Here is a 22882-nt window from a genome sequence, read left to right as displayed (position 1 = left end):
GAGGGTCCTTCCGTGTCCGGAGTGCCGCCTGGAGCGGCGTCCCTTTCATCCCGTAATGTGACCCCTCGTTGTCGGCCAGAAATGGTTGAGTGGCTCGTGGGGAAGGGACTCTGGGACTCGATGGAGCGCACATTCGTCCGTTGTGCCGAGGGGCACGTGTTCAGCACCGCTTCGTTCCCGATGCAGCGGGCCGACCGGCTCGGACCCGGCCGGCTGATCCGATGTCCGCGGTGTGCGCGGCTGAGGAACGCGGTTCCTGTGGAGTTCGAGAAGCGGTAGTCGGCGCGTAGCCGAAGGACAGGCGCGCGGGTGCGCCACAGTCGCGGTGCAATGGCCGGATTGTGGCGGGCCCGCGCGCTCTGCGTATCCTCGCTACGTGCTTCTCTCAGACAAGGACATCCGGGCCGAGATCGACGCCGGGCGGGTCCGCATCGATCCGTACGACGAATCCATGGTGCAGCCCTCGAGCATCGACGTGCGGCTCGACCGCTACTTCCGGGTGTTCGAGAACCACCGCTACCCGCACATCGACCCCGCGGTGGAGCAGGCCGACCTGACGCGCCTCGTGGAGCCGGAGGGCGACGAGCCCTTCATCCTCCACCCCGGCGAGTTCGTGCTCGCCTCCACGTACGAGGTCATCTCGCTGCCGGACGATCTCGCCTCTCGCCTCGAGGGCAAGAGCTCCCTCGGGCGGCTCGGGCTCGTCACGCACTCCACCGCCGGCTTCATCGACCCCGGGTTCTCCGGGCACGTCACGCTGGAGCTGTCGAATCTCGCGACGCTGCCGATCAAGCTGTGGCCGGGCATGAAGATCGGCCAGCTGTGCATGTTCCGGCTGAGCTCGCCCGCCGAGTTCCCCTACGGCAACGAGCGCTACGGGTCCCGCTACCAGGGCCAGCGCGGGCCCACGGCCTCCCGTTCCTTCCTCAACTTCCATCGAACACAGGTGTGAGCAGCAGCATGAGTGACGTACGCGAGAACCTTACGTACGAGAAGTTCGGCACCGCCGTGCGCGAGCTGGCGCAGACGATCGCCGACGACGGGTACGAGCCGGACATAGTGCTGTCCATCGCGCGCGGCGGCGTCTTCGTGGCCGGCGGACTCGCGTACGCCCTCGACTGCAAGAACATCCACCTCGTGAACGTCGAGTTCTACACGGGTGTGGGGACGACGCTCGAGATGCCCGTCATGCTGGCGCCCGTGCCCAACGCGATCGACTTCTCGGACAAGAAGGTGCTCATCACCGATGACGTCGCCGACACCGGGAAGACGCTGAAGCTGGTCCACGACTTCTGCCTCGACACCGTGGCCGAGGTGCGCTCCGCCGTGATCTACGAGAAGTCGCACTCGCTCGTGAAGTGCGAGTACGTGTGGAAGCGCACGGACGACTGGATCAATTTCCCGTGGAGTGTCTTGCCTCCCGTACATAAGTCTGGCGAGGCGCCCAAGGAGAACAAAGAAGCTCTCTGACGTGTGACGATTCGCACGCCACGTTTGAGCCCCCCGGTGATCACCGAGGGGCCTCAAGCATGAGCACCCCGCTGCTGTTCCGTGATCAGTAGCATCGTTCCCCGATCGACAGGACATCGGAGCTTACGGGGGCCTGGTGCTGGAGAGTCTGGTGACGACGGTCGCTGGTGCCCTGCTCGCCACCGTGGGTGTGCTGGTTGGCGGGGTCGTCACGCGCCGTGCCCAGGATCAGCAGTGGATACGCGATCAGCAACTCGCTGCTTATCAGGGAATGTCACCGCAGATCCCAACGCGGCGCCCATGAATGCACGTCGTATCCGCTGATGCTGGTCGGCAGCCATGCGACCCTGCCTCTCGTGTCTCGCACATGCCCGGTTGCGACGCCTCAAGGAAGCGGCGAACATCATATTGAACGTGTTCAATTCCTGGCGTCAATGGGGCCGGGGCGCTACGCTTCGCGATTACCATCGGTCCGTGCGCCTGGCAGCGAAGGTCGGCATGGAGAGACTTTGGGCGGGAGCTGCCACGTGCGAGGACGTGCACCTTCGCTGACCTGGGTCGGAGCCTTGCTGTGGCTCCCCGTGGTTCCCTCGGCTTCCCGACGGATCGGGCACGCGAGGAGCACGCACCCCAGTCACAGCCTGCCCCCGCTGTCATCCCGTCTGCCGTCGACCCACACGCATGTGGAGCGGGCGCGGGTCCTGGCGTCCAGGTGGAGCGCGCCACTGTACGAACGACTGTGAGGATTGATCACGGCACTGTTCGGACGGCCGCGATCATGGCGAAGGGCCAGTTCGAGAGGATCAAGCCTCCGAACTGGCCCTTCTGTCTGTACCCCCGGCAGGATTCGAACCTGCGACACCCGCTTCAGGAGCGAGGTGGGGTGACCCTGCAGCTGATCTGCGGAAGAAGCGCTTCGGCGGACGCGGGATTCAGGCTCTGCTCGCGACTGTCGTTCCCCGTGGCTCCCCGCTGGATCTGGCACGGTTGTGGCACGGGGAAAAGGCCTTGCCAAGGAACTCATCGCACGGCTTCGATCCCAGCCATGACTAACGGCTCAACCGTCAGCCTTGCCGACGACCAGATCCTCGGCAACCAGATCATTCGCGGCCTCAAGATCCTTCGTGACCATCTGGGCTGCTCGCTCCACGAGGCTCTGGACGCCTTCGTCGCTCGGTACGACGTCTTGAGGGAAGAGCGGCCAGAGGACTTCACGTGCGGTCATGACGAGTACTGGGCCGGCTTCTACTCGTGAAGCTCCCTGGCCAGAGGGTTCGTGCTGTGGGGTGATCGCCCCGGCTGGCCTCTGTTAGTTGGCCAAGTGCTTAGAAGGCGCCTTGGTGCAGGCGATTCTGTACGCACATGACTTGGGGTAATGCCGTTGCTGTCGAGGCTAGTTGGACGTGTTTCGACACGTATTCGACAGAGTCGAAGTCTGGCGTAGCACCTGGTTCCCGAAGGCTGTCTGCCCCGCGCACGTCACTCGTCGTCGCTGCGTTCCAGGACCAAGCCGACGGACCCGTCCTCAAGGCCGTTGCTGTCCTCCATGTGCAGATCGCTCCCGTCCGGAACACCGTCCTGGGCGAGTGTGAGTAGATGGCCGGCCAGCGTTCTGAGCCCTGCGGCGTTCGCCTCAATGACGACCTCGCTGCCGAGGTCGCGTACTTCTATACGTGCGTCCTCGTCCCAGGTGAAGATCTGCGCGACACCATCAGTCGTGGTCGTGACCTGGGTGCTGGCAGTAGGCGCGCTACCGCGTTCGGGGACCATGCTGCTGATGATGCCGGTCCGCTCGACGCTGCTTGCCCCCCCCAGAGGGGGCGAGACCACTGCTTTTTTGTATGTTCAATCCGCTTCGGCCTTGGCTGGGCCCAACTGTGCTTCCGGTAGCCATCTGCATACGCCCAAGGCTGCACCAGCGTTGGATGTCAGCGGAACAGCTCCGGCACAGGGCAGATCTCCAACGGCTCGTCCGGCCGATCCACCCAACCCCACCAGACGTGCCGACGGGCTCGGCCAATTGCGTGCATGACTGACAGGGATCCGCTCGTGCCGGCACTCACCGGCCCGGACTGCGCGGACCAACGGTGTCGTCCCTCATTGCCCAAACGCCCGTGATCCCATCGGCCATGGCCTTCCGGGCTTCGCGTTCAGGCGTAGCGGTTCGCCGTGCGGTGGTGTGCCGCTGCGGGTCGTCAGGCGAGGACGTTGACGGCTCGGGCGACGACGAGTCCGAGGATGAGCAGGGAGATGACGGACTGGACAGCCATGACGATCTTGGCCCAAGGGGCCAGTGGCATGACGTCGGTGGGGCTGAAGGCGGTGGCGTTGGTGAATCCGAGGTACAGGTAGTCGATGTAGCGGGGGCGCCAGTGCGCGGCGTTCAGTTCGGGGCTGAGGTGTTGGGGAAAGGCGAGAGCGGGGGTGGGCGCCATGGAGTGGGCCCGGGCGGCGGCTCCGCCGCTGTCGAGTTCGAAGTACAGCAGGGAGAACGCGAGGACGGTGGAGGCCCACACGCTGCCGCCGACCCGCAGGAGGGCATCGGCGGAGTTGGTCTCGCGACCACCGTGCATGAGGTCGTCGACCAGCTGGAGGGTCGACCAGATGGCGCCGCACGCCAGCACGCTGACCAGGGCGATCGATACCGCACGCATGGCAGCCGAGCGGCGGCTGATTCGAACCGGGTCGCCCGCGATCAGCGCCATCAGGAGCAGTCCTTCGACAAGGGGGAGCACCCAGCGGGGCCCCAGGCGCAGGTCGTCGGGCAGCAGCAGAGTCAGCACCGCGGCGGCGATGACGGCTCCGGCCATCGGCCAGCGGGCCTCGCCGTATACCGCCTGCTGCGGCTCGTGCAGATTGCTCGCATTGGAGGGGTGCTGTCCGGTCATGTTCGGCTGCCGCTCGGGTTCGGGTCGGCGAGGCTGGCGCAGTCCGGACCGGCCACAATCGTGTCCTTTCGAGCGCCGTGGCCTCATTGTGCGGACGCGCTACCGTATCGGCGTCCTGTGACACGCGGAGCACAGCACCAGGAATTCGGGCAGGCGGGGTTGATGCTCGGAGCGCATGAGTGTGGGCTGTGGCGCACGCTGCCCGTCGGCGCAGTGCGCAAGCAGTGCTGTGGGCGTGAGCGTCGCTCCGCTCCATCACAGTGAATCCGCGTGGTCCGAGTTCGCGGCCCTGCGTTGGGCGACGCACCCCAGTAGAGCGATACTTTCGCAGGTCAGCGTCTCAGCGCGCTTCCCCGTGGCTCCCCGCTGGATCTGGCACGGGAAACCCCTGAAGTTCCTCAACTTGCACAGCGGAACTTCTGCCGGCGGCTGCGTAGATGATCAGCGGCGTGACCTGCTTTTCGGCTGTGGGCAGTTGCCATCGTTGGTCACCGCCGAGCGTCTTCCCACGGCCCGGAGACGGCCCCGCGAACGGCCTGATCTTGGTTCACGCTGAGTAGGAGTGCTCATGTGGAACGGAGACGGGCGGAGGACGCTGAACGCATGAGCGAGCCTTCTGCCCTTCGGCAAATCGCGGTCGCCGTGGTTCTTCTCATCGCCGATCTGGCGGTGATCGCTTGGTTCCTCTGGAGCTGTTCATGGACCGGATGGAGGGATAACTGGAACCCGCAAGATGTGCCGGAGGCCCCAAGGATTGCGTGGCGTGCGGTGTGGATCTTGGCAGGGGCAGCGGCGGTGACAGGTGTTGGCCTTGTCGCCCTACGGTGGCGCATCTCGGGAGTCGTCCAGTTGTCCGTCTTGGGCGTCGGCGTGGTGATCTTCGCCTGCTTGGCGGTTCGTAAGTAGGAGCGGGACGGTGCCCTCGTGATCACGGACCTGGGGCCATGGCCTCATCCTTATCAGGTCAATCGTGGGCCATCATCGCCAGTGGCCGCGCCCTGATCTCCCACGGCCGGCCAACCGCTGCCGTTCGCCGCTGCCCGCCGCGGCTCGGGTTTATTGGTGTCAGCCATTGATGTCAGGAGTCGGGCCGCCCTTGGTGTTGGGCCGCCGAGGAACTGAAGCATCGCGCCGCTCACGATGAGAATCATGGCCACGCCGGCGAGGCCCGAGCCCACTCCGAAGGACCACCCGGCCAGCCTCGGCACTCCGTCCAAGGCGAAACCGGCACCGAACAAGATGAAACCCCAACCAGCCTTCTGGGGATGCCTGTACCGCGCTCCATGCCGACCGCTCAAAGTCAGCACCCCCAAGGACGCCAACAAGCACCCACAGGCCAACATGATCCACGAAGTCATAGCACCCCTCCGCGGGGAGATTAACCCGCGTGCGTTGAAGTCTTCACGAGGGGGCAAGAGCGTGAACTATCTTGAAAACCGTCGTGGCGCGAGTCACCGTGGGTTCAAATCGGCCTCCATCACGGCGGCGAACACCCCGGCAGCGCGCCACTGCGCGAATCGGTCGTAGACCCTGGACCAGGAGCCGTATGCCTCAGGGACGTCCCGCCACGGGCTGCCTGTGCGGAACCGCCAGATGAGCCCTTCCAGCTGGTCACGCAGGTGCTCCGGATAGGGGCCGTACTGCCCGATCGGCAGGTGAGGGCGGACCAACTCCCCGTCTTCATCGTTCAGTTCGCGTCGCGGCACGTGAGAGATCTACCAGTTCGATCGTGGCTGCCGGAAGCGATCACCGAACCGAGATCACGGCTCTCAGCAGACGTGGCCCTGCCGACTATGTCGGGAAGGCCCTCAGGGCCGACACCATCTCGCTGCTGTAGTTGTCACAGCTGTTCAGCAGCTCACGCCCTGCCTCAGAGGTGAGCAGGCCGCCACCAGCAGAAGCGGCCAGGATGGCTTCATGGCACCGCCCTTCGACTTCAAGGTTTCTGGTGGCGAAATACCCCAGGCTGTAAGCGCGGAGCCGGCTTGCGGCATTCGCGAGATAGCGCTCGCGCAGTCCTTCGTCTGCCACCACCGTCAGCGTGCTGTCAATGCACTGGTCGAGGTATACGGCCTGTTCCCGGGCGAGAATGACGATTCTGTCAGTCTGGACCTCACTCATCTCGCCCAAGGCTTCCCCCACCAAGATCCACCCACCGATCGCCTCCAATTGGAAGCTTTCGGCGAGTTCTGGATCGACCTCAGACTCGAACAGCGGTGCACGGCTCAGCCCAGTGATGGCCTGCTGGAACGCGTCGTCGGGCTCGCCGTCCAGCTGCGCCGCACCACAGCGGAGCAGGGAATCGACTGCTGCTGGGTCGACTCCCCAGTCCCTGGGCATCTCAATGTCCAGCAGAGGCGCCTGCAACTTCCGCAGCGCGAGAAACACGGCCTGATGCCGCTGCGCCCGGTCCATCCGCTGGATCTGCGCCGTCAACGCCTCGTCGTAACGCCAGTCCACTTGGCTCCCCTTCGCGCTCACACCGATATCCCGTGATCGCCAGGAAATTCGCCATCCGGTACGGCAAGACGCCGGGCACCTACCTGGCGGGGCTTCAGCTGCCGGGTTCAACCACCTGGATCCTCAGGCTCCCCCCAATATGATCACGACTCCAGACAGCCCTAGTGCCGCATCAGGCAACGTTCGCCCTGGTGAGGAACCAAGCCAACACAGCCACGCCGATGGGCAACGCAACAAGGTGGCCGACGAGGCTACCGACGCCCGGATCAGCCAGCGCAGGAAAGGCCCAGTTCACTGCTGCAGCCACGAGCAGTCTCACCGTTGCCAGCGCAAGGAGAGCGGCGACAACAGCAAGCCGACGCGGCGGGCCCGCCCCGCGGTACAACTCAGCCGCAGGCCCGATCGCGATCAGGCCCGTCACGAGGAGGACGAAACCAGTGTCGGGCAGGTTCTGGACGCCTGAGCAGTCGTATGCGTGAGTGGGGCCCGGCACACACAGTGCCGGGCCCCACTCACGTGTACGGGCGGCTGGCTAGGGCGTTGCGGAGCGCGGCTGGGTCGTCGGGATCCGTGGGGTGAAGAACAGGGCGAGCAGCGCCGTCAGGGCGAGGACGGCGAGTGCGGCGCGCAGGCCGTCGAGCCGTGCTGCGCTGTTCGCGTCGAGCGCCGCCTGTGAGACCTCCGTGCTCGTGCCGGATTCGTCGAGCGCGGTCTTGAGCTGGGCGTCCGAGAGGAAGGGGGCGCCGCTCTGGAGCTCGACGGAGGCCTGACTCCTGACGTCGGCCGGGACCGCCGGGTTCTGCTCGATGCTGGTCACGAACGAGGTCGTGAGCGCGGCGATGAGGATCGACCCGGCGAGTGCCGTACCGAGCGAGGCGCCCAGGTTGGTGACGGCGTTCTGGACCCCGCCGACTTCCGCGCTCTGCGCCTCCGGCACCGCGGACACGGTCACCGACCCCAGCTGGGACGCCAGCGCGCCCATGCCGAGCCCGATCAGCAGGAGGGGGACGGTGACGATTTCCGCACCGGCTCCCGCGTCGAGCGCGGCCATCAGGACCACCGCGCCCGCGAGCAGCGCGAGGATCCCGAGCCGCACCACCCGGCGCGGCGAGACGTCCGGGAAGAAGCGCGGGATCAGGATCGCGGCCGCCAGCAGTGTCAGCGAGAGCGGCAGGAGGCGGGCACCGGTCTTGAGCGCGGACAGGCCCAGGGCGACCGACAGATACAGCGGGACGACGAAGAACACGCCCATCTGCAGGAGGTACTGGAAGAAGAACATCGTCAGGCCGCCGGTGAGCTGCTTGTTCTGCAGCAGGGCCGGGTCGATGAGCGGCTCCTTGCGCCGCTTCACCAGGCGGGCCTCCCAGCGGAGGAAGAGCCAGATCAGCAGCAGACCGGCCAGCGCCAGCCACACGACCAGCGAGATCCCGAGCCACGAAGGCGCGCCGGGTTTGGGCTGGAACCAGCCCCATTCGTCCGAGCGGAGGACTCCGTAGACGGAGATCCCGAGGCCGAGGGCGGAGAGCACGCAGCCGAGGAGGTCGATGCGGGTGCGTTCGCCGACCGGCGCGTCGGCGATGGGGCGGGCGAGCACCAGGATGGCCAGCACGACCACCACCTCACCGGCGAACACCCAGCGCCAGGAGAAGTACGTCGTCGCGAGCCCTCCGACGAGCGGCCCCACCGCGATCGCCACGGCCGCCGCGGCCGCGACGAGTCCGTACGCGGTGGGACGGCGTTCGGTGGTGAAGTTGCCCGCCACGAGCGCCACGATCGCGGGCAGGATGAGGGAGGCCCCGAGCCCTTCGAGCAACGCCCAGCCGAGCAGCAGTACGGGGAGGTTCGGTGCGAGCGACGTGGTCAGGGAGCCGCAGCCGTAGACGCAGCAGCCGATCATGAACGCGCGTTTGCGTCCGATCAGCGCACCGACCTTGCCGCCCGGGATCATGAACATCGCCATCACGAGGGTGTACGCCGTGATGGCGCCCTGGATCCCCGTCACGGTCGTGCCCACGTCCTCGGCCACCGTGGCGATCGAGACGTTCATGACCGAGCTGTCGAGAGCCATCAGGAACTGACCTGCCGCGAGGGTCAGCAGGACGAGTCGCGCCCTCGCCGGACTCTCGGCGGTGTCTGCCGCAGGTGCCATGGGCGAATCGTGGCAGTCTGCCCGGGGAGGCAGGTGCTTTGACCCGCCACCGGCAGCAATCTGTCGGCGGCGACGGGGTGACGGCGATCGAACGTGAGTGGGGCCCGGCACTGTGTGTACCGGGCCCCACTCACATTCACCAGGTCTCTAGAACGTGCCCAGCTTGATGATCGACAGGAGCGCGATCAGCTGGATCGCGCAGGCGGCCAGCGCCTTCGGCCACGGTAGGTCGTGCGACCTGCCGACCATGAGCGTCAGCAGGAAACCGGCCAGGGCCCACGTCGCCCAGCCGAGGATCTGCACGAACGGGGCGTCGCCGCCGAGGAACATCGCGACGAGCAGGCGCGGGGCGTCCGTGATCGCGGTGATCAGCATCGCCAGTCCGACCGTGGGCTGCCATGCTCCGTCACCGCCGAGCTGGCGGGCCAGCGTGTGCGTGACCACGCCCAGGACGAAGAGGCTGATCGTGATCGCGACGCCGGTCGTGAGGACGTACGGGACCGCCGACGAGATCGTGGCATTGATCACGTCCTCGCGGGCCGAGTCGAAACCGAAGATCGCGAGCAGCCCGTAGAGGAACGTCACGATGAGGGCGGGGCCCCACATCGCGTAGTCCCGCATCTGGAGGTACGTCTGACCGGGCCGCAGGACGACTCCGGACAGGAGCTGCTTCCAGTGCAGCCGCGGCCCGACGGGCGCGGCCGGGGCCGAACCCGCCCGGTACGTGTCGCCCTGGCTGTACGGGTCCTCACCCACGGAGAACGCCTGGGTGTGCCCCGGGTTGTTCGCCGCGTACGGGTCGTAGCCCTGGCCCTGCCGGCCGTGCCCCTGTGGGCCGTTCGGGTCACCGAAGTACTCCGGCTCCCCGTGGCCTCCGGACTGGGGCCACTGCTGCTGACCGTACGGCTGCTGCGGTTGCTGCCCGCCTCCGTACTGGTGCTGCTGCGGTTGCCCGTTCGGGGGCGCGGGAGGGTAGCCGTACGGGGCCTGCCCCTGGGGGGCTCGCTGTCCGTACGGTCGCGATTGCGGGGCGCGGTTGTCCCGGCCGCGTCCGATCCTGAATCCAGCCACGTCATCGAACGTACCTGGTCCCGGAGAGGGAGGTGCCGGGCCCGGTGGATCGGGCCCGGCTTTGCTGCCGAGCTGTGACATCCCCTAGGGGTGCGGGAGGGGCGTCTACGGGGTGGTCGGGAACACGGATCCGTACTGCAGGGGATTGACGGACGACGGCAGTCGGAGCGTGCTCGGGGAGAACGCGTCGGCCTGGGCGTCCTCGGCGCCGCGCAGCTGCCAGGCCGCGCCGAGCGAGCCGTTCTCGCCGGGGGAGCCGACCGTGACGTCGGGCAGGCCGTCGCCGTCGTAGTCGTCGGCCGTGAGGGAGGCTCCGAAGAGGTCGCCGGCCTCGGCGACGCCGGGGATGCCGGGGGTGTCCTGCTGGATACCCACGCCGACGGCTTTGCCTTCGGTGTTCACGATGCCGTCCTTGCCGCCGCGCAGCACGGTGATGGCGCCCGCCTTCGCCCTGCTGCCGATGGCCTCGCCGGGGGCGCCGACGATCAGGTCGTCGTAGCCGTCGCCGTCGAGGTCGGCGACGGTGAGGGCGTTGCCGAAGTTGTCGCCGGTCTCGGCGGTGCCGGGGACGTCGGGTGTGTCCTGGTTGAACGTCTCCTGGCGGTCCCAGAACTGGCCCGTGCCGTCGCCGTACTGGATATGGATGCCGCCGCCCTTGGTGTACTGCTCGGGGCCGCACGGGTCGTCGATGTTCTCGTCGGCGTTCTCGCGGCAGTTGCCCATGGCGAGGTCGGTGTAGCCGTCGCCGTCGAAGTCGCCGACGGCGAACGCGCTCGCGGTGCCGTTGCTGCTGTTCCAGTAGTTGAGGAGTCGCTGCTCGCTCTCGCTCCAGGCCGACAGACGGATCTGGGACTGCGTGTACGGCTGGCTGTTCGTGTAGTACGTGACGGCCACGTCGGGGGTGCCGTCGTGGTTGAAGTCGCCGGCGGCGAGGACGGGGGCGCGGCCGCCCATGTGGTCCCCCATGAAGACCGTGGTGGTGGCGCCCGTTTGGAGCAGGACCTTGTCGGTCGCGCCGATCACAATGTCCTGTTTGCCGTCACCGGTGAAGTCGGCCGCGACCAGGGACTTTCCGTACGCGGCGGAGGCTGCGGGGCCGTCGGCGGCGGTGCTGCCCGTGGCGAAGCCGGTGGCCGAGCCGTGGATGACGGCGACGGTGCCGGCGTCGGTGCCCTTGCCGGTCACGTCCTCGCCGGGGGCGCCGACCACGAGGTCCGTGTGGCCGTCGCCGTCCATGTCGGCGGTGGTGACGGAGGCGCCGAACCGGTCGCCGGACTCCGGGGTGCCGGGGACGCCGGCGGTGGCCTGGCTGATCCGGGTGCTGCCGTGGGCACCGAGGCCGGACTCGCTGCCCCAGACGACGTTCACGTAACCCGCTTTGGAGACACCGGAGACGGAGGCGTTCGGGAGTCCCACGGCGAGGTCGGCGTAGCCGTCGTGGTTGAAGTCGGTTCGTACGGACGGGAGTTCGGCGGTGGTCGCGGCGCCTGCGACCGAGGCCGTGAGGCCGGTGGCGGCCAGGGCGGTGGCTGCCGCCAGGGCGAGGGTGCGTATGCGCACGGGGTGCTCCAACTCTGGCTGTCCGTGAGGGGAACGGAAGGTGTGCCTCATGTGACACGTGAGGTGGGGCGGGGGTTGTGTGCGGGGGCGTGTTTCCTGCCGCGAACGCTACGAGCCCGCCCGGATCATCTCCACCACCCGGGACGGGCTCGTCGCGTTCATCCGGCACGTACGCGTCAGCCAGTGATCCGTTCGCCGAACTGAGGCGTTCCCGTGAGGGACAGGCCCGCGGTCTCGGCGCCGAAGCTCACCGAACCCGTCGTGGACAGGCCGGACAGATCGCCGTACCCGTCACCGTTGACGTCGCCGATGGTGGCGTTGCTTCCGTCGGTCGGAAGAGGCTCGGTGTACGAGTTGTACGGCCGGTTGACGTACACGACGCCCTGCGGGTGGTCGCTCAGGGGGACCGAGATCTCGACCTCGTCTGAGGAGTTGCTGCCGGTGAGCCGGCCGGTCACGAGCTTCGCGGCAGAGGGCCCCATGATGCGCTGGGACTTGCTGTAGGCCTTGCCGGAGCGAGTGATGGGGCCCTGGAGGACCCACACGGAGCAGCCACCGGCGATGTGGACCGACGGGCGCGGGGCGGGCGATGCGGGGACGGCGGCGAGGTCGACGCCGTACGCGCAGCCGGAGGGGTCTCCGCCGCCGTAGGTGAGAGGCAGGACGGTGCCGGAGCCCAGGCCCTGTGCGCTGCCCCAGACGACGGTGACGGAGCCCTTGTTGAACGCGCCGTCCGTGTCCTCGTCCGGCGTTCCGACCACCAGGTCGGCGTAACCGTCGAGGTCGAGGTCGAGGTCGGCGGAGGCCACGGATCCGCCGAACTGGTCGGCGGTCTCGGGTGAACCGGGGATCCCGGTGCTCGCCTGGGTGATCAGCTTCCGCTTCGCGGCGGAGGGCCCGAGGCGGTTCCGTACAGCACGACGACAGCTCCGGCCGCTTCGTGGCCGGACACGGTGGCCTGCGGGGCGGCGACCGCGAGGTCGCGGTACCCGTCTCCGTTGAAGTCGTCGGCGTACTTGGCGGACGCCGCCGTGGCGGGGGTCGGCAGGGCGAAGGGGGTGAGACCGGCCGCGAGCAGGGTGGCCGCGGCCGTGACGACGCGTATGCGCATCGGGGGAGTCTCCAAGGTCGTATCAGTGGGTCAGTGGGCGATGACCGAGCCGAGGCCTTCGTATCCGCCTGTGAAGCCCAGCTTGTCCGCGCAGATGTAGAAGGAGCCGGTGACGGACGTGCCGCGGGTGTTCCAGGTGCAGCCCGTGGTGTTCTCGGACGCGATGCCCACCGTGAGGTCGGCCTTGCCGTCGGCGTTGTGGTCGGACAGGTCCACCGCGTATCCGAAGGAGTCCCCGGCTTCGGCCGCCCCGGAGACTCCGGTGGTGTCCTCGTGGACGGCGCGGGACCCCGTACCGGACAGACCCTGCGCCGAGCCGAGAAGCACGGTCACGGAGCCCGCGTTGCCCTTGCCGTTGACGTCTTCGGCCGGCGCGCCCACGACGACGTCGCTGTAACCGTCCCTGTTGGTGTCGGCGGCGGCGATCGAGTAGCCGAACTCGTCGCCGGACTCGCCCGTTCCCGGCACGCCCGTCGTGTCCTGGTTGATCAGGGTCGGCGTCTGGCCCGGATCGATGCCGGACGGACCGCCGTACCAGACGGAGATCTCGCCACCGCGGTGACCGCCCGGCTTGTCGGTGTCCGGATCGTCGTAGTCGCCGAGTACGAGGTCGCCGTAGCCGTCGCCGTTGGTGTCGCCGATGGCTCCGACCGTGCCGTCGGCGTGGGTCTGTTCTGTACGCGTGAACGGGGCGTAGTTGTCGACGTACACGCGGCCGCCCGGGTCGGCGTCGTACCGGCCCGGCAGCATGACGCGTTCTGCGGAGTTGTCGCCGTCCACGTTCCCGACGACAGCGCCGTGGACGGTGCCGAGGAGGTGGTCGTGTTCCTTGCCCGCAGGAGCGCCCGTCCGGGTGAACGGGCCGAACAAGTACTGGGCCGCACAACGGGATCCGACGACGATGTCAGGGGCGCCGTTGCCGTCGGTGTCACCGGTGGCGAGGCCTTCGGCGAAGGTGCAGCCGTCGTCCGGGACGGTCTCCGGCTGGATGGTGGTGCCGGACCCGAGGCCGGATGCGCCACCCCAGACCACGGTGAGGCTGCCGGCGTCGCGGTCGGTGCCGATCGCCTCGCTCGGGTCGCCGATGAGCAGGTCGGCGTAGCCGTCGAGGTCCAGGTCCGCCGTCGCGAGCGCTTCACCGAACGCGTCGCCCCATTCGGGAGTACCGGGGATCCCGGACGTGGCCTGCGTGATGACTTTGCGGCGGTCGGCGCTGATGCCGTTCGCGGAGCCGTAGAAGACGACAACAGCTCCGGCGAGGTCCTTGCCCGAGACGGCGGCGCTGGGGTCGGCGACGGCGAGGTCCTGATACCCGTCGCCGTTGAAGTCTCCCTGCAGCCCGGAGGGCGCGGCGGAGGCGGAGGTCATGGGGAGGGTGAGCAGGCCAGTGGTGAGGGCCGTCGCCAGGAGGAGGGCGCGCTTGCGCAAGGGAGCTCCAGGGGGTGCTCGGTCGGGAAGGGGCCCGCACCGAAGTGGTGCGGGCCCCACGAAACGAACGCGGGCGCTAGTTGGCCGCGTTGCCGCCCAGCTCCGGGTAAGCGTCCGTCGAGATGGCGAGGGACGTCGCCGAGAAGGAGCGCGCGCCCGTCGTGGTGATCTTCGTGCCGTTCGACGGGAGGTAGGTCAGCGCGCCGTTGCCGCTGTTCTCGCCGTACGCGCCGATCGTCAGGTCGGCCTTGCCGTCGCCGGTGACGTCGGTGAGCTTGACCTCGTTGCCGAAGTAGTCCTTCGTCTCGTCCGAGCCGGGGACACCGGCCGTGGACTGGGCGAGGAACTGGCCGCCGGACTGCGTGTCGATGCCGTTCGCCGAGCCGTAGAGGACCGTCACGGAACCGGTGTCGGTGACGCCGCCCAGGTTTTCGCCGGCGGCGCCGACGACCAGGTCCTGGTAGTTGTCGCCGTTGATGTCGCCGAGGGACAGCTCGCCGCCGAAGTCGTCGCCGCGCTCGGATCCGCCGGGCACGTTGCCGGTGTCCTGGCTGATGGCGGTGGTGGTGGCGGGGCCGCTCGCCGAGCCGTACGTGATGTTGACCTTGCCGCCGTCGGTCGATTCCGTCGGGTCCGGGGACCCGTCCGTGGGCTCGTCCCACTGTTGACCGGTCACGATGTCGCCGAAGCCGTCGCCGTTCACGTCGCCGATGTCGGTGATGACGCCGGGCTTCAGCGTCTGCGCGGACGAGACGACGAGGCCGGACGCGCTGCCGGGGATGTAGTAGTTGGTGTTCCAGCCGTCGCCGGTGTTCGTCTCGAAGCCGTCGACCACGAGGTCGGTGGCACCGTCGCCGTTCACGTCACCCGCGGTGAGCGTGAGCGGGCCGGTGCCGTCGCCGGACTGGATCGGGGGCTTGAGCGTGTAACGGCCGCCCGCCGTACCGGTCTTGGCGATGCCGCCCTTGTAGACGTAGACCGTGGCGGCCGAGGAGCCGACCGCGAGGTCGTCCTTGCCGTCGCCGTCGAAGTCGCCGGCGGCGAGCGTCTTGCCCCACTGGTCGTGGGAGGAGACGGCGGGGTCCGCGATCGTCGTGCCGCCGGTGAGGCCCGACGGGGAGCCCCACATGATCATGACGGTGCCGCCGTCGGTGTCGCCGTCCACGTCCTCGTAGCGCGCGGACGTGGCCAGGTCGTCGTAGCCATCGGCGTTGAAGTCGCCGTACGCGCTGACCCAGCCGAAGCCGTCGTTGGTCTCGGCGGTGCCGGGGACGCCCGTCGTGTTCTGGCTGACGGTCTTGCGGGCGGCGGCGTTCAGGCCGTTCGCCGAGCCGTACAGGGCGACGAACTGGCCGGCGCCCTTCTTGCCGCCGACCGTCGCCCACCCGGCGGAGAACGCGACGTCCCCGATGTGGTCGCCGTTGAAGTCGGCCTCGTGGTGGTGGACGGAGTCGGCGGCGAGCGCCGAGCCCGTGGAGAGGGAGAGCAGCCCACCCGTCAGCGCGACCGCCGCGGCCGTCGCGAGAGCAGTACGTATGTGCTTGTGCATGCGGGATTCTCCTGCAGCATGCGGGGATGCCTGGCGGGCATCCGCAGTCAATGGGGTGCGTTCCGCGGGTGTTTGCCGGGAGTTGTCCCAGGCGTGGCCCTGCGGTTGGCGAACAGGAGACTCCTAGTGGGGCGGGAGGGTTGTATGTGGTTCACAACTATTTCCGGCCGCCCGGGTTCTCGGCGTTTCCGGGGCCGCGTTCGTTCAGCGCAGGACCGTCCCGAAGGCGCGCCCCGCTCCGCTCGTCGCCGTCCCGAAGTCCGCGCCGTTGAAGGACGTGGCGTACGACGTGGTGACGTACGGGACCGCGCCGCGCAGGACCCAGACGGCGCCCGCGTCGGCCGAGGTGTCGATGTCCTCGCCGTTCGCGCCGATCGCGAGGTCGGCCCGGCTGTTCTTGTTGATGTCCTTGAAGCGCAGGGACGAGCCGAAGTGGTCGCCCGCCTCCGGGACGCCGGGCACCCCGGCCGTGTCCTGGTGGTAGGCGCGGCCCGCGCCGAGCCCGCCGGTGCCGCCCTTGAGGACGGTGACGCTGCCCGTTCCGGTGACCGTGCCGACGCTCTCACCGGGCGCGCCCACGGCGACGTCCGCGTAGCCGTCGTGGTCGAGGTCGCCGGCGCTCACGGCGGCGCCGAAGCGGTCCTCCGGCTCGTCGGCGCCGGGCACGCCCGCGGAGTCCTGCGTGTACGTCTTCGTGGCGCCGAAGGAGCCCTGCCCGCCGTAGCGCACGGTCACCGAGTTCGCGGCGGCGTTGCCGGTGACGAGGTCGGTGTAGCCGTCGCCGTTCACATCGGCGGCCGCGGCCGCCTCCCGGGTGGCGTGCGGGTCGTCGCCCTCGGCGAGTACGCCCGAGTAGTAGCCGATGTCGCCGACGCCGCCCTTCATGTACACGGTGTAGGGCTTGCCGTCGGCGCGCTCCCCGTAGAGGACGTACGTGTAGCCGTCCTTGGAGAGGAACGTGGCCGCCTCCATGCCCTCCAGACGGACGCCCTCGGGCAGGAAGTCGACCTCGGGCGCGATGGCGCGGGTCGGGTCCGCGCTCTCCGCGTAGTACCACCAGCCGTCGGAGCTGATCACGGCGAGGTTGGCGGAACCGTCGTCGTCGATGTCGACGAAGGAGGCGGCCTCGCCGAAGCGTTCGGTGTCGGTGGTGGGGGAGTTGAGGACCTTGGCGCCCCGGGTGAAGGCCTTGGGGCCGCCCCAGACGATGGTGACGGAGCCCGTGGTGTTGCCGGTGACCCGCTCGCCGGGCGCGCCGACGATCAGGTCGGCGTAGCCGTCGTCGTCGACGTCGCCCGAGGTGACGTTCTCGCCGAACTCGTCCTCCGGCTCGCTGACTCCGGGAACCCCGGCCGTGCTCTGGGTGACGGTCACGGAGTGGGACGGGCTCACGCCGCTCGCGGAGCCGAACGTGACCGTGACGGTGTTCGCGCCCGGGGTGCCGACGGCCAGGTCGCGGTAGCCGTCGCCGTTGAAGTCGTCCTTGAGCGTGGTGGCGGCGGAGGCGGTTCCGGCGAGCGACAGGGTGAGTCCGGCCGCCGCGACGACGGCGGCACCTGCGGCGATGACGAGCTTGCGTAGACGCACGAGAAGCACTCCCGGGAAATGGGGGGAAGGGGTTCCGGGGGGTGTGACTCGTGGGGTGAGGGGATGGTTGTGTCCGGATGGCCGTGCGGTGAACGGCGGATACGAGAGGGCGGGGCGGACAGCCGCTCTCAGAACTCCGCTGTGGAGAAGGTGACTTGGGGCTTCCCGGCCAGGAGCGAGCCGCCCTTGACCCCGGGGTACACGGCGATGGCGTCCGTGCTCTCGCCGCGGTACGTGCGGACCACGAGGTCGGCGCGTCCGTCGCCGTCGAGGTCGGTCGCTTCGAGGACCTGGGTGGTGCCGGCGGTCTCGGGAGTGACGGTCACGGCCGCCTTGCCGTTCGCCGGCAGGACCTTCGGGGCCTTCGACGCGCCGCCGGACACGACGAGTTCGGCCACGCCGTCCCCGTCGAAGTCACCCGTGGTGATGGCCGTTCCGGTGGCCTTGAGGCCGGGGGCGCCCGGCCGGGAGAGGGTGACCCCGGAGACCGTGAGCAGCGCCGTGTCCGCGCCGGCGCCCTTGGTGAAACGGCCGACGGCGAGGCCGAGGCCGGGCGGCAGCGCGGCGCCGGAACGGGCCGGTCCCTGCGGGCCGCCCAGCACGATCCGCGACGGCGACGAGCCGCCGGACGTACGGCGCACGAGCAGGTCGTCGTACCCGTCGCGGTCGACGTCGAAGGCGGGGCCCACGGGTACGTTGCCGGGCGCGGTCAGTGGTTTCCCGGCCGCGCGCGGGGCGCCCTTGCGGGTGAAGGGGCCGCGCAGGAAGCTCAGCCGCCCGCCGCTCGCGTGCACCGTGAGGTCGACCGAGCCGTCCCCGTCGAAGTCGCCGCACACCGGCTGGTCCGGCCAGTCGTTGCCGAACCGGGCCTGCGCGGGCACGACCAGTTTCACGCCCCGGTGGGTGAGCCCGCCCGGGCCGCCGAAGAGGATCTGCAGCGGCACCGGCGGCTGCCCCTGCCCGTCGAAGGGCGGATCCGTCGACACGACCAGATCGGTGAAGCCGTCCTTGTCCAGGTCGCAGCTCGCCTCGGAGTCGAACGCGGCGGGCGTCTCGCCCTCGGTCGGCGCCGCGTACTTCGTGGGACGCAGCAACTGCCGTGCCCCGGGCACGAGTCCGTGCCCCTTCTTCCCGTACACGACCCCGATCCCGGCGTCGTCCCCGAGCCCGTCGTGCACGAGGTCGTCGAGTACGAGGTCGGGGGCGCCGTCGCCGTTGAAGTCGTCCGGCACCTTGCTGCCGCGGCCGCGCGGGACGGGGAGCGCGGCGCCGGACGTGCCGGACATGGCCACGGGGTGGTGCTCCTTGGACGGGGCGGCCTTGTCGTGGTCGCCGCAGCCGGTGAGCAGCAGCAGGGGGAGGGGCAGCGCGAGCGCCGCGAGCCTGCGGTACGGGGGGAAGGAGATCACGCTGTCTCCGGGGAGTAGAAGGCCTGCTGTTCGTTGCGGTCCCCGGAGATCCACCAGCGGGTTCTCGCGGTGTCCGGGCCGGACCGGCTGATGATGGACGGCGGTTGCGCTCCCGGCTGGGGAGACGACGCGTGGGTCATGTGTCGTCCAGGCCGAGTTCGTGCTGCCCCAGCCGCACCGCGCGCCGCGGTTCGAGACCGTCGTCCCCGCCGGGGATCCACCAGTACGCGGACGGCCGCCCGTTCACGGTGGCGAGGACGTCGTCGTGTCCGTCGCCGTCGTAGTCGCGCAGGTCGTCGGCGGGGGAGAGGCGCTGGCGGGAGTGGTCGGTCAGCTCCTTCGCGGGGATACCGAGGTCCTGGCAGATCACAGTCCGGACGTTCGCGAGCTTTGGTTCGGCGGCCTTCCGGATCAGGAAGATCGCGCCCTGTGCGTCGCGGACGTCCCGCGAGCCGAGGACGGCGTCGGGCCGGCCGTCGCCGTCCACGTCACCGAGTGAACGGCCTGTGCTGCCGCCGGCGATCGGCGACTCGGCCGGAATCCTCGGCACCGGGTACAGGAAGGCACCGTTCCGCTCGTTGCTGCCGACCGAGAGGCCGGGCCGCAGCTTCTCCCAGTCCGGGGTGTCGTCCCCTTCGGGGGCGGTGCCCTCGGGGAAGCCGCGGGTCCAGGCCGCGTTCCAGATCTCGTCGGTGCCGTCACCGTCGAAGTCGCCCACCCGGTCGGGGTCGGGGGCCTTTTGGGGGTCGTCGTACGTGCGGGCCGGGGTGAGGCCGTGCGGCCCGCCCCGGTAGGCCTGGACACCCTTCGGCGTGAGGTCGCGGTCGCCCTCGCTCTCCGGGTCCGTCCACAGGAACCAGGCGTACACGTCGGTGTAGCCGTCGCCGTCGAAGTCCCCGGCCTCGGCGCGGTACCCGGTGGAGTCCTCGCCACCCGGCCGCCGCGTCCCGAAGTTCTTCGAGTCGTGCGGTTCTCCGTCCCGGAACGGCCCGTTGTGGACGGTGGCCGCCGGCCCGGTGTCGCCGCCCAGCTCGAACACGTCGATGTCGCCGTCGCGGTCGAAGTCGCCGAGCGCGGCGGGCTGGACAGAGGGGGCGCCGACCGAGGAGGCAGGGGGGACGTCGGGGAGCCGGAGCCCGGTGGGGGAGGTCTCAAGGCCGCGGGGGCCGCCCCGGTAGTAGGTGGCGGAACGATTCGCGTAGGAGGCGAGCAGATCGGTGTAGCCGTCGTCGTCCAGGTCGCCGCGGAGGAGCTCCGGCGGGATGTCGCCGTCGGCGAGCCGGGCCGTGGAACGGACCCGGGGATCCAGCCCCTTCGGCCCGCCGTAGACGACGCCGAGGCGTTCGTGGGTCACGGTGGCGAAGTCGGCGTAGCCGTCGCCGTTGAAGTCGTCGGGCGAAGGGGTTTCGGAGGGGGCGCCCTTCGTGGGCGGACGGATGGCGGACGCGTTGTTGTCGCCGTCACCGTTGCCGTCGGTGCCGTGCCCGCCGCCGTCCGAGCAGCCGGTGGGCAGCACGGCCAGGAGGGCGGCGCACCCCGCGGTGGCCACAGCCGTGCGTATGCGCGTGTTCACGTCGTATCTCTCCCGCCCCACCGGTCAATGCCGATCACATCATGCTCGTGCATGGACATCGCGGGAAGGCTGCGGGAAAACAACAGGCCGGCCCCGCCTTCACGGCAGGACCGGCCCGTTGCCCGCGTACGGACCGCTACTTCACCGGCTCCGGCTCCGGTGCGTCCTCGGTCTCCTCCGAGCCGGCCGGGTCGACCGGTGTTTTCACGGAGTCGAGGAGCAGCTGGGCCACGTCGACGACCGTGACGGACTCCTTGGCCTGGCCTTCGTTCTTCTTGCCGTTGACGGAGTCGGTCAGCATGACGAGGCAGAACGGGCAGGCGGTGGAGACGATGTCGGGGTTCAGCGACAGTGCCTCGTCGACACGCTCGTTGTTGATGCGCTTGCCGATCCGCTCCTCCATCCACATCCGCGCGCCGCCGGCGCCGCAGCAGAAGCCGCGTTCCTTGTGGCGGTGCATCTCCTGCTGGCGCAGGCCCGGGACGGCGTCCATGATCTGCCGCGGGGGCGTGTAGACCTTGTTGTGACGGCCCAGGTAGCACGGGTCGTGGTAGGTGATCAGACCCTCGACCGGGGTGACCGGGACGAGCTTGCCCTCGTCGATGAGGTGCTGGAGCAGCTGGGTGTGGTGGATGACCTCGTAGTCGCCGCCGAGCTGCGGGTACTCGTTGCCGATGGTGTTGAGGCAGTGCGGGCAGGTCGCGACGATCTTCTTCGCGGACTTCGGCTTCGCGGACTCGGGCACGACCTTGCCGTCGTCGTCGAGTTCCTCGCCGAACGCCATGTTCAGCGCCATGACGTTCTCCTGGCCGAGCTGCTGGAACAGCGGCTCGTTGCCCAGGCGGCGGGCGGAGTCACCGGTGCACTTCTCGTCGCCGCCCATGATCGCGAACTTGACGCCCGCCATGTGGAGCAGCTCCGCGAAGGCCTTGGTGGTCTTCTTCGCGCGGTCCTCGAGCGAGCCGGCGCAGCCGACCCAGTACAGGTACTCGACCTCGGTGAGGTCCTCGATGTCCTTGCCGACGACCGGGACCTCGAAGTCGAGTTCCTTGAGCCATTCCAGGCGCTGCTTCTTGGCCAGGCCCCAGGGGTTGCCCTTCCTCTCCAGGTTCTTGAGCATCGTGCCCGCCTCGGACGGGAACGCGGACTCGATCATCACCTGGTAGCGGCGCATGTCGACGATGTGGTCGATGTGCTCGATGTCGACCGGGCACTGCTCGACGCAGGCGCCGCAGGTGGTGCAGGACCACAGGACGTCCGGGTCGATGACGCCGTTCTCTTCGAGGGTGCCGATCAGCGGCCGCTCGGCCTCCGCGAGAGCCGCGGCCGGGACGTCCCCCAGCTGCTCCTCGGTCGCCTTCTCCTCGCCCTCCATCGACTTGCCGCCACCGGCGAGCAGGTAGGGGGCCTTGGCGTGCGCGTGGTCGCGCAGCGACATGATCAGGAGCTTCGGCGACAGGGGCTTGCCGGTGTTCCACGCGGGGCACTGCGACTGGCAGCGGCCGCACTCGGTGCAGGTGGAGAAGTCCAGCAGACCCTTCCAGGAGAACTGCTCGACCTGGCTGACACCGAAGACGTCGTCCTCGCCCGGGTCCTCGAAGTCGATCTCCTTGCCGCCGCTGGTCATCGGCTGCAGCGCGCCCAGCGCCGTGCCGCCGTCGGCCTCACGCTTGAACCAGATGTTCGGGAACGCGAGGAACCGGTGCCAGGCGACGCCCATGTCGGTCTTCAGGGCGACCGTGATCATCCAGATGAAGGAGGTCGCGATCTTCAGCCCGGCGAAGAAGTACGTGAGGTTCTGCAGCGTGGAGACGTCCATGCCGCGGAACCAGGAGACGACCGGGTACGAGACGAAGAACGAGGCCTCGTAGCTGTCCACATGGTGCTGGGCGCCCTCCAGGGCGTGCAGCGTGAAGATGCAGATGCCGACGATGAGGATGACGGCCTCGACGAAGTACGCCTGGCCGGTGTTGGACCCGGCGAAGCGGGACTTGCGGCCCGGCCGGTCCGGCCGGTTCAGCTGCCGGATGACGATCAGCGTCAGGATCCCGAGGGCCGTCATCGTGCCGAGGAACTCGACGAAGACGTTGTACGGGGCCCATTCACCGATGATGGGGAGCAGCCAGTCGGCCTGGAAGAGCTGGCCGATGGCGTTCACGATCGTCAGCAGCAGCGAGAAGAAGCCCACCGCCACGAACCAGTGCGCCACACCTACGATGCCCCAGCGGTTCATCCGGGTGTGGCCGAGGAACTCCTTGGCCACCGTCACGGTGCGCTGTACGGGTTCGTCGGTGCGGGTGCCGGCGGGGACGTTCTGGCCGAGCCGCATGAAGCGGTAGATCTGCGCGATGGCTCGGACGAACAGTGCGACGCCGACCACGATCAGGACCAGCGACACGATGATCGCGGCGAGTTGCATTCGGGGGCTCCTCGGGCCTGCGAGGGTGGATATTCAGCGATTACTAAGCGGTAACTTATTTCAGTCCATGCTGAGACTACCCACTTGTGTGGCCGCACTGTAGCCAGCCGGGCGGTGATCTGCGTCGCTGAGGCAACCCTCGGTCGACAGCGAAAGCAAATCGTGTTATTCACCCCATATTGCGACATAAGCGACTAGCTTATGAAGG

Annotated in this window: 19 protein-coding genes; 4 read left to right on the top strand and 15 right to left on the bottom strand. The window is 68.9% G+C overall.

Going from position 1 to position 22882, the window contains the following annotated elements; genetic code table 11:
- The first annotated feature begins 376 nt into the window (after positions 1–376).
- The 3 genes from dcd to OHO83_RS22695 all read left to right on the top strand — a co-directional run bounded on the left by dcd (position 377) and on the right by OHO83_RS22695 (position 2725).
- Positions 377–952, top strand: coding sequence for a dCTP deaminase (gene dcd, locus OHO83_RS22705; protein ID WP_100596440.1), 576 nt, complete (start codon positions 377–379; stop codon positions 950–952).
- Positions 953–960: 8 nt separating this feature from the next.
- Positions 961–1470, top strand: coding sequence for a phosphoribosyltransferase (locus tag OHO83_RS22700; protein WP_266672587.1), 510 nt, complete (start codon positions 961–963; stop codon positions 1468–1470).
- 1045 nt (positions 1471–2515) lie between these two features.
- A complete protein-coding gene (locus OHO83_RS22695; protein WP_266672589.1) occupies positions 2516–2725 on the top strand; it encodes a hypothetical protein in 210 nt (69 codons plus the stop codon).
- A gap of 224 nt (positions 2726–2949) precedes the next feature.
- Here OHO83_RS22695 and OHO83_RS22690 read toward each other — a convergent pair whose 3' ends face one another.
- Both OHO83_RS22690 and OHO83_RS22685 read right to left on the bottom strand, forming a co-directional pair.
- Complete coding sequence (locus tag OHO83_RS22690; RefSeq protein ID WP_266672591.1) at positions 2950–3240, bottom strand: Imm32 family immunity protein; 291 nt, start codon at positions 3238–3240, stop codon at positions 2950–2952.
- Between the two features lie 425 nt (positions 3241–3665).
- Positions 3666–4358 (bottom strand): hypothetical protein, encoded by a 693-nt coding sequence (locus tag OHO83_RS22685; RefSeq protein WP_266672593.1) that lies wholly within the window; start codon positions 4356–4358, stop codon positions 3666–3668.
- 603 nt (positions 4359–4961) lie between these two features.
- Here OHO83_RS22685 and OHO83_RS22680 point away from each other — a divergent pair.
- Positions 4962–5264: a hypothetical protein gene (locus tag OHO83_RS22680; RefSeq protein WP_266672594.1), complete on the top strand. Its 303-nt coding sequence runs from the start codon at positions 4962–4964 to the stop codon at positions 5262–5264.
- Positions 5265–5809: 545 nt separating this feature from the next.
- Here the strand turns inward: OHO83_RS22680 and OHO83_RS22675 are convergent.
- From OHO83_RS22675 to OHO83_RS22615, 13 genes are all read right to left on the bottom strand, one after another.
- Positions 5810–6064: a transposase gene (locus OHO83_RS22675; protein ID WP_266672596.1), complete on the bottom strand. Its 255-nt coding sequence runs from the start codon at positions 6062–6064 to the stop codon at positions 5810–5812.
- A gap of 85 nt (positions 6065–6149) precedes the next feature.
- Entirely contained in the window at positions 6150–6818 is a 669-nt protein-coding gene (locus OHO83_RS22670; protein WP_266672598.1) for a hypothetical protein, read from the bottom strand.
- A gap of 532 nt (positions 6819–7350) precedes the next feature.
- Entirely contained in the window at positions 7351–8967 is a 1617-nt protein-coding gene (locus OHO83_RS22665) for an MFS transporter (protein ID WP_266672600.1), read from the bottom strand.
- Positions 8968–9114: 147 nt separating this feature from the next.
- A complete protein-coding gene (locus tag OHO83_RS22660) occupies positions 9115–10119 on the bottom strand; it encodes a Yip1 family protein (RefSeq protein ID WP_266672602.1) in 1005 nt (334 codons plus the stop codon).
- Between the two features lie 24 nt (positions 10120–10143).
- Positions 10144–11598 carry an FG-GAP-like repeat-containing protein gene (locus OHO83_RS22655; RefSeq protein ID WP_266672604.1) on the bottom strand — a complete coding sequence of 485 codons (1455 nt, stop codon included), beginning with the start codon at positions 11596–11598 and terminating at the stop codon, positions 10144–10146.
- A gap of 176 nt (positions 11599–11774) precedes the next feature.
- Positions 11775–12407 (bottom strand): hypothetical protein, encoded by a 633-nt coding sequence (locus OHO83_RS22650; protein WP_266672606.1) that lies wholly within the window; start codon positions 12405–12407, stop codon positions 11775–11777.
- Between the two features lie 62 nt (positions 12408–12469).
- Positions 12470–12709 carry an integrin alpha gene (locus tag OHO83_RS22645; protein WP_266672608.1) on the bottom strand — a complete coding sequence of 80 codons (240 nt, stop codon included), beginning with the start codon at positions 12707–12709 and terminating at the stop codon, positions 12470–12472.
- A gap of 30 nt (positions 12710–12739) precedes the next feature.
- Positions 12740–14137, bottom strand: coding sequence for an FG-GAP and VCBS repeat-containing protein (locus OHO83_RS22640; protein WP_266672610.1), 1398 nt, complete (start codon positions 14135–14137; stop codon positions 12740–12742).
- Between the two features lie 76 nt (positions 14138–14213).
- Positions 14214–15686 (bottom strand): FG-GAP and VCBS repeat-containing protein, encoded by a 1473-nt coding sequence (locus OHO83_RS22635; protein WP_266672612.1) that lies wholly within the window; start codon positions 15684–15686, stop codon positions 14214–14216.
- Positions 15687–15890: 204 nt separating this feature from the next.
- On the bottom strand, positions 15891–17273 hold the full coding sequence (locus OHO83_RS22630) for an FG-GAP repeat protein (protein WP_266672614.1): 1383 nt from the start codon (positions 17271–17273) through the stop codon (positions 15891–15893).
- Between the two features lie 128 nt (positions 17274–17401).
- Positions 17402–18682, bottom strand: coding sequence for an FG-GAP repeat domain-containing protein (locus tag OHO83_RS22625; RefSeq protein WP_266672616.1), 1281 nt, complete (start codon positions 18680–18682; stop codon positions 17402–17404).
- Between the two features lie 136 nt (positions 18683–18818).
- Complete coding sequence (locus OHO83_RS22620; protein ID WP_266672618.1) at positions 18819–20255, bottom strand: FG-GAP repeat domain-containing protein; 1437 nt, start codon at positions 20253–20255, stop codon at positions 18819–18821.
- 136 nt (positions 20256–20391) lie between these two features.
- The gene (locus tag OHO83_RS22615; RefSeq protein ID WP_266672620.1) at positions 20392–22674 is read right to left on the bottom strand and encodes a (Fe-S)-binding protein; all 2283 of its coding nucleotides are present in this window, start codon (positions 22672–22674) and stop codon (positions 20392–20394) included.
- Between the last annotated feature and the right edge of the window lie 208 nt (positions 22675–22882).

The sequence above is a fragment of the Streptomyces sp. NBC_00569 genome, assembly GCF_036345255.1.
GTDB lineage: Bacteria > Actinomycetota > Actinomycetes > Streptomycetales > Streptomycetaceae > Streptomyces.
Note: the sequence above shows the minus strand (reverse complement) of the source record. Positions and strands in the feature narration are given on the sequence as shown.

Coding starts and splice junctions, on each gene's coding strand:
- OHO83_RS22700 (WP_266672587.1), top strand. CDS start 961: ATGAGTGACGTACGCGAGAACCTTACGTACGAGAAGTTCGGCACCGCC.
- OHO83_RS22695 (WP_266672589.1), top strand. CDS start 2,516: ATGACTAACGGCTCAACCGTCAGCCTTGCCGACGACCAGATCCTCGGC.
- OHO83_RS22690 (WP_266672591.1), bottom strand. CDS start 3,240: ATGGTCCCCGAACGCGGTAGCGCGCCTACTGCCAGCACCCAGGTCACG.
- OHO83_RS22685 (WP_266672593.1), bottom strand. CDS start 4,358: ATGACCGGACAGCACCCCTCCAATGCGAGCAATCTGCACGAGCCGCAG.
- OHO83_RS22680 (WP_266672594.1), top strand. CDS start 4,962: ATGAGCGAGCCTTCTGCCCTTCGGCAAATCGCGGTCGCCGTGGTTCTT.
- OHO83_RS22665 (WP_266672600.1), bottom strand. CDS start 8,967: ATGGCACCTGCGGCAGACACCGCCGAGAGTCCGGCGAGGGCGCGACTC.
- OHO83_RS22660 (WP_266672602.1), bottom strand. CDS start 10,119: ATGTCACAGCTCGGCAGCAAAGCCGGGCCCGATCCACCGGGCCCGGCA.
- OHO83_RS22645 (WP_266672608.1), bottom strand. CDS start 12,709: ATGCGCATACGCGTCGTCACGGCCGCGGCCACCCTGCTCGCGGCCGGT.
- OHO83_RS22635 (WP_266672612.1), bottom strand. CDS start 15,686: ATGCACAAGCACATACGTACTGCTCTCGCGACGGCCGCGGCGGTCGCG.
- OHO83_RS22615 (WP_266672620.1), bottom strand. CDS start 22,674: ATGCAACTCGCCGCGATCATCGTGTCGCTGGTCCTGATCGTGGTCGGC.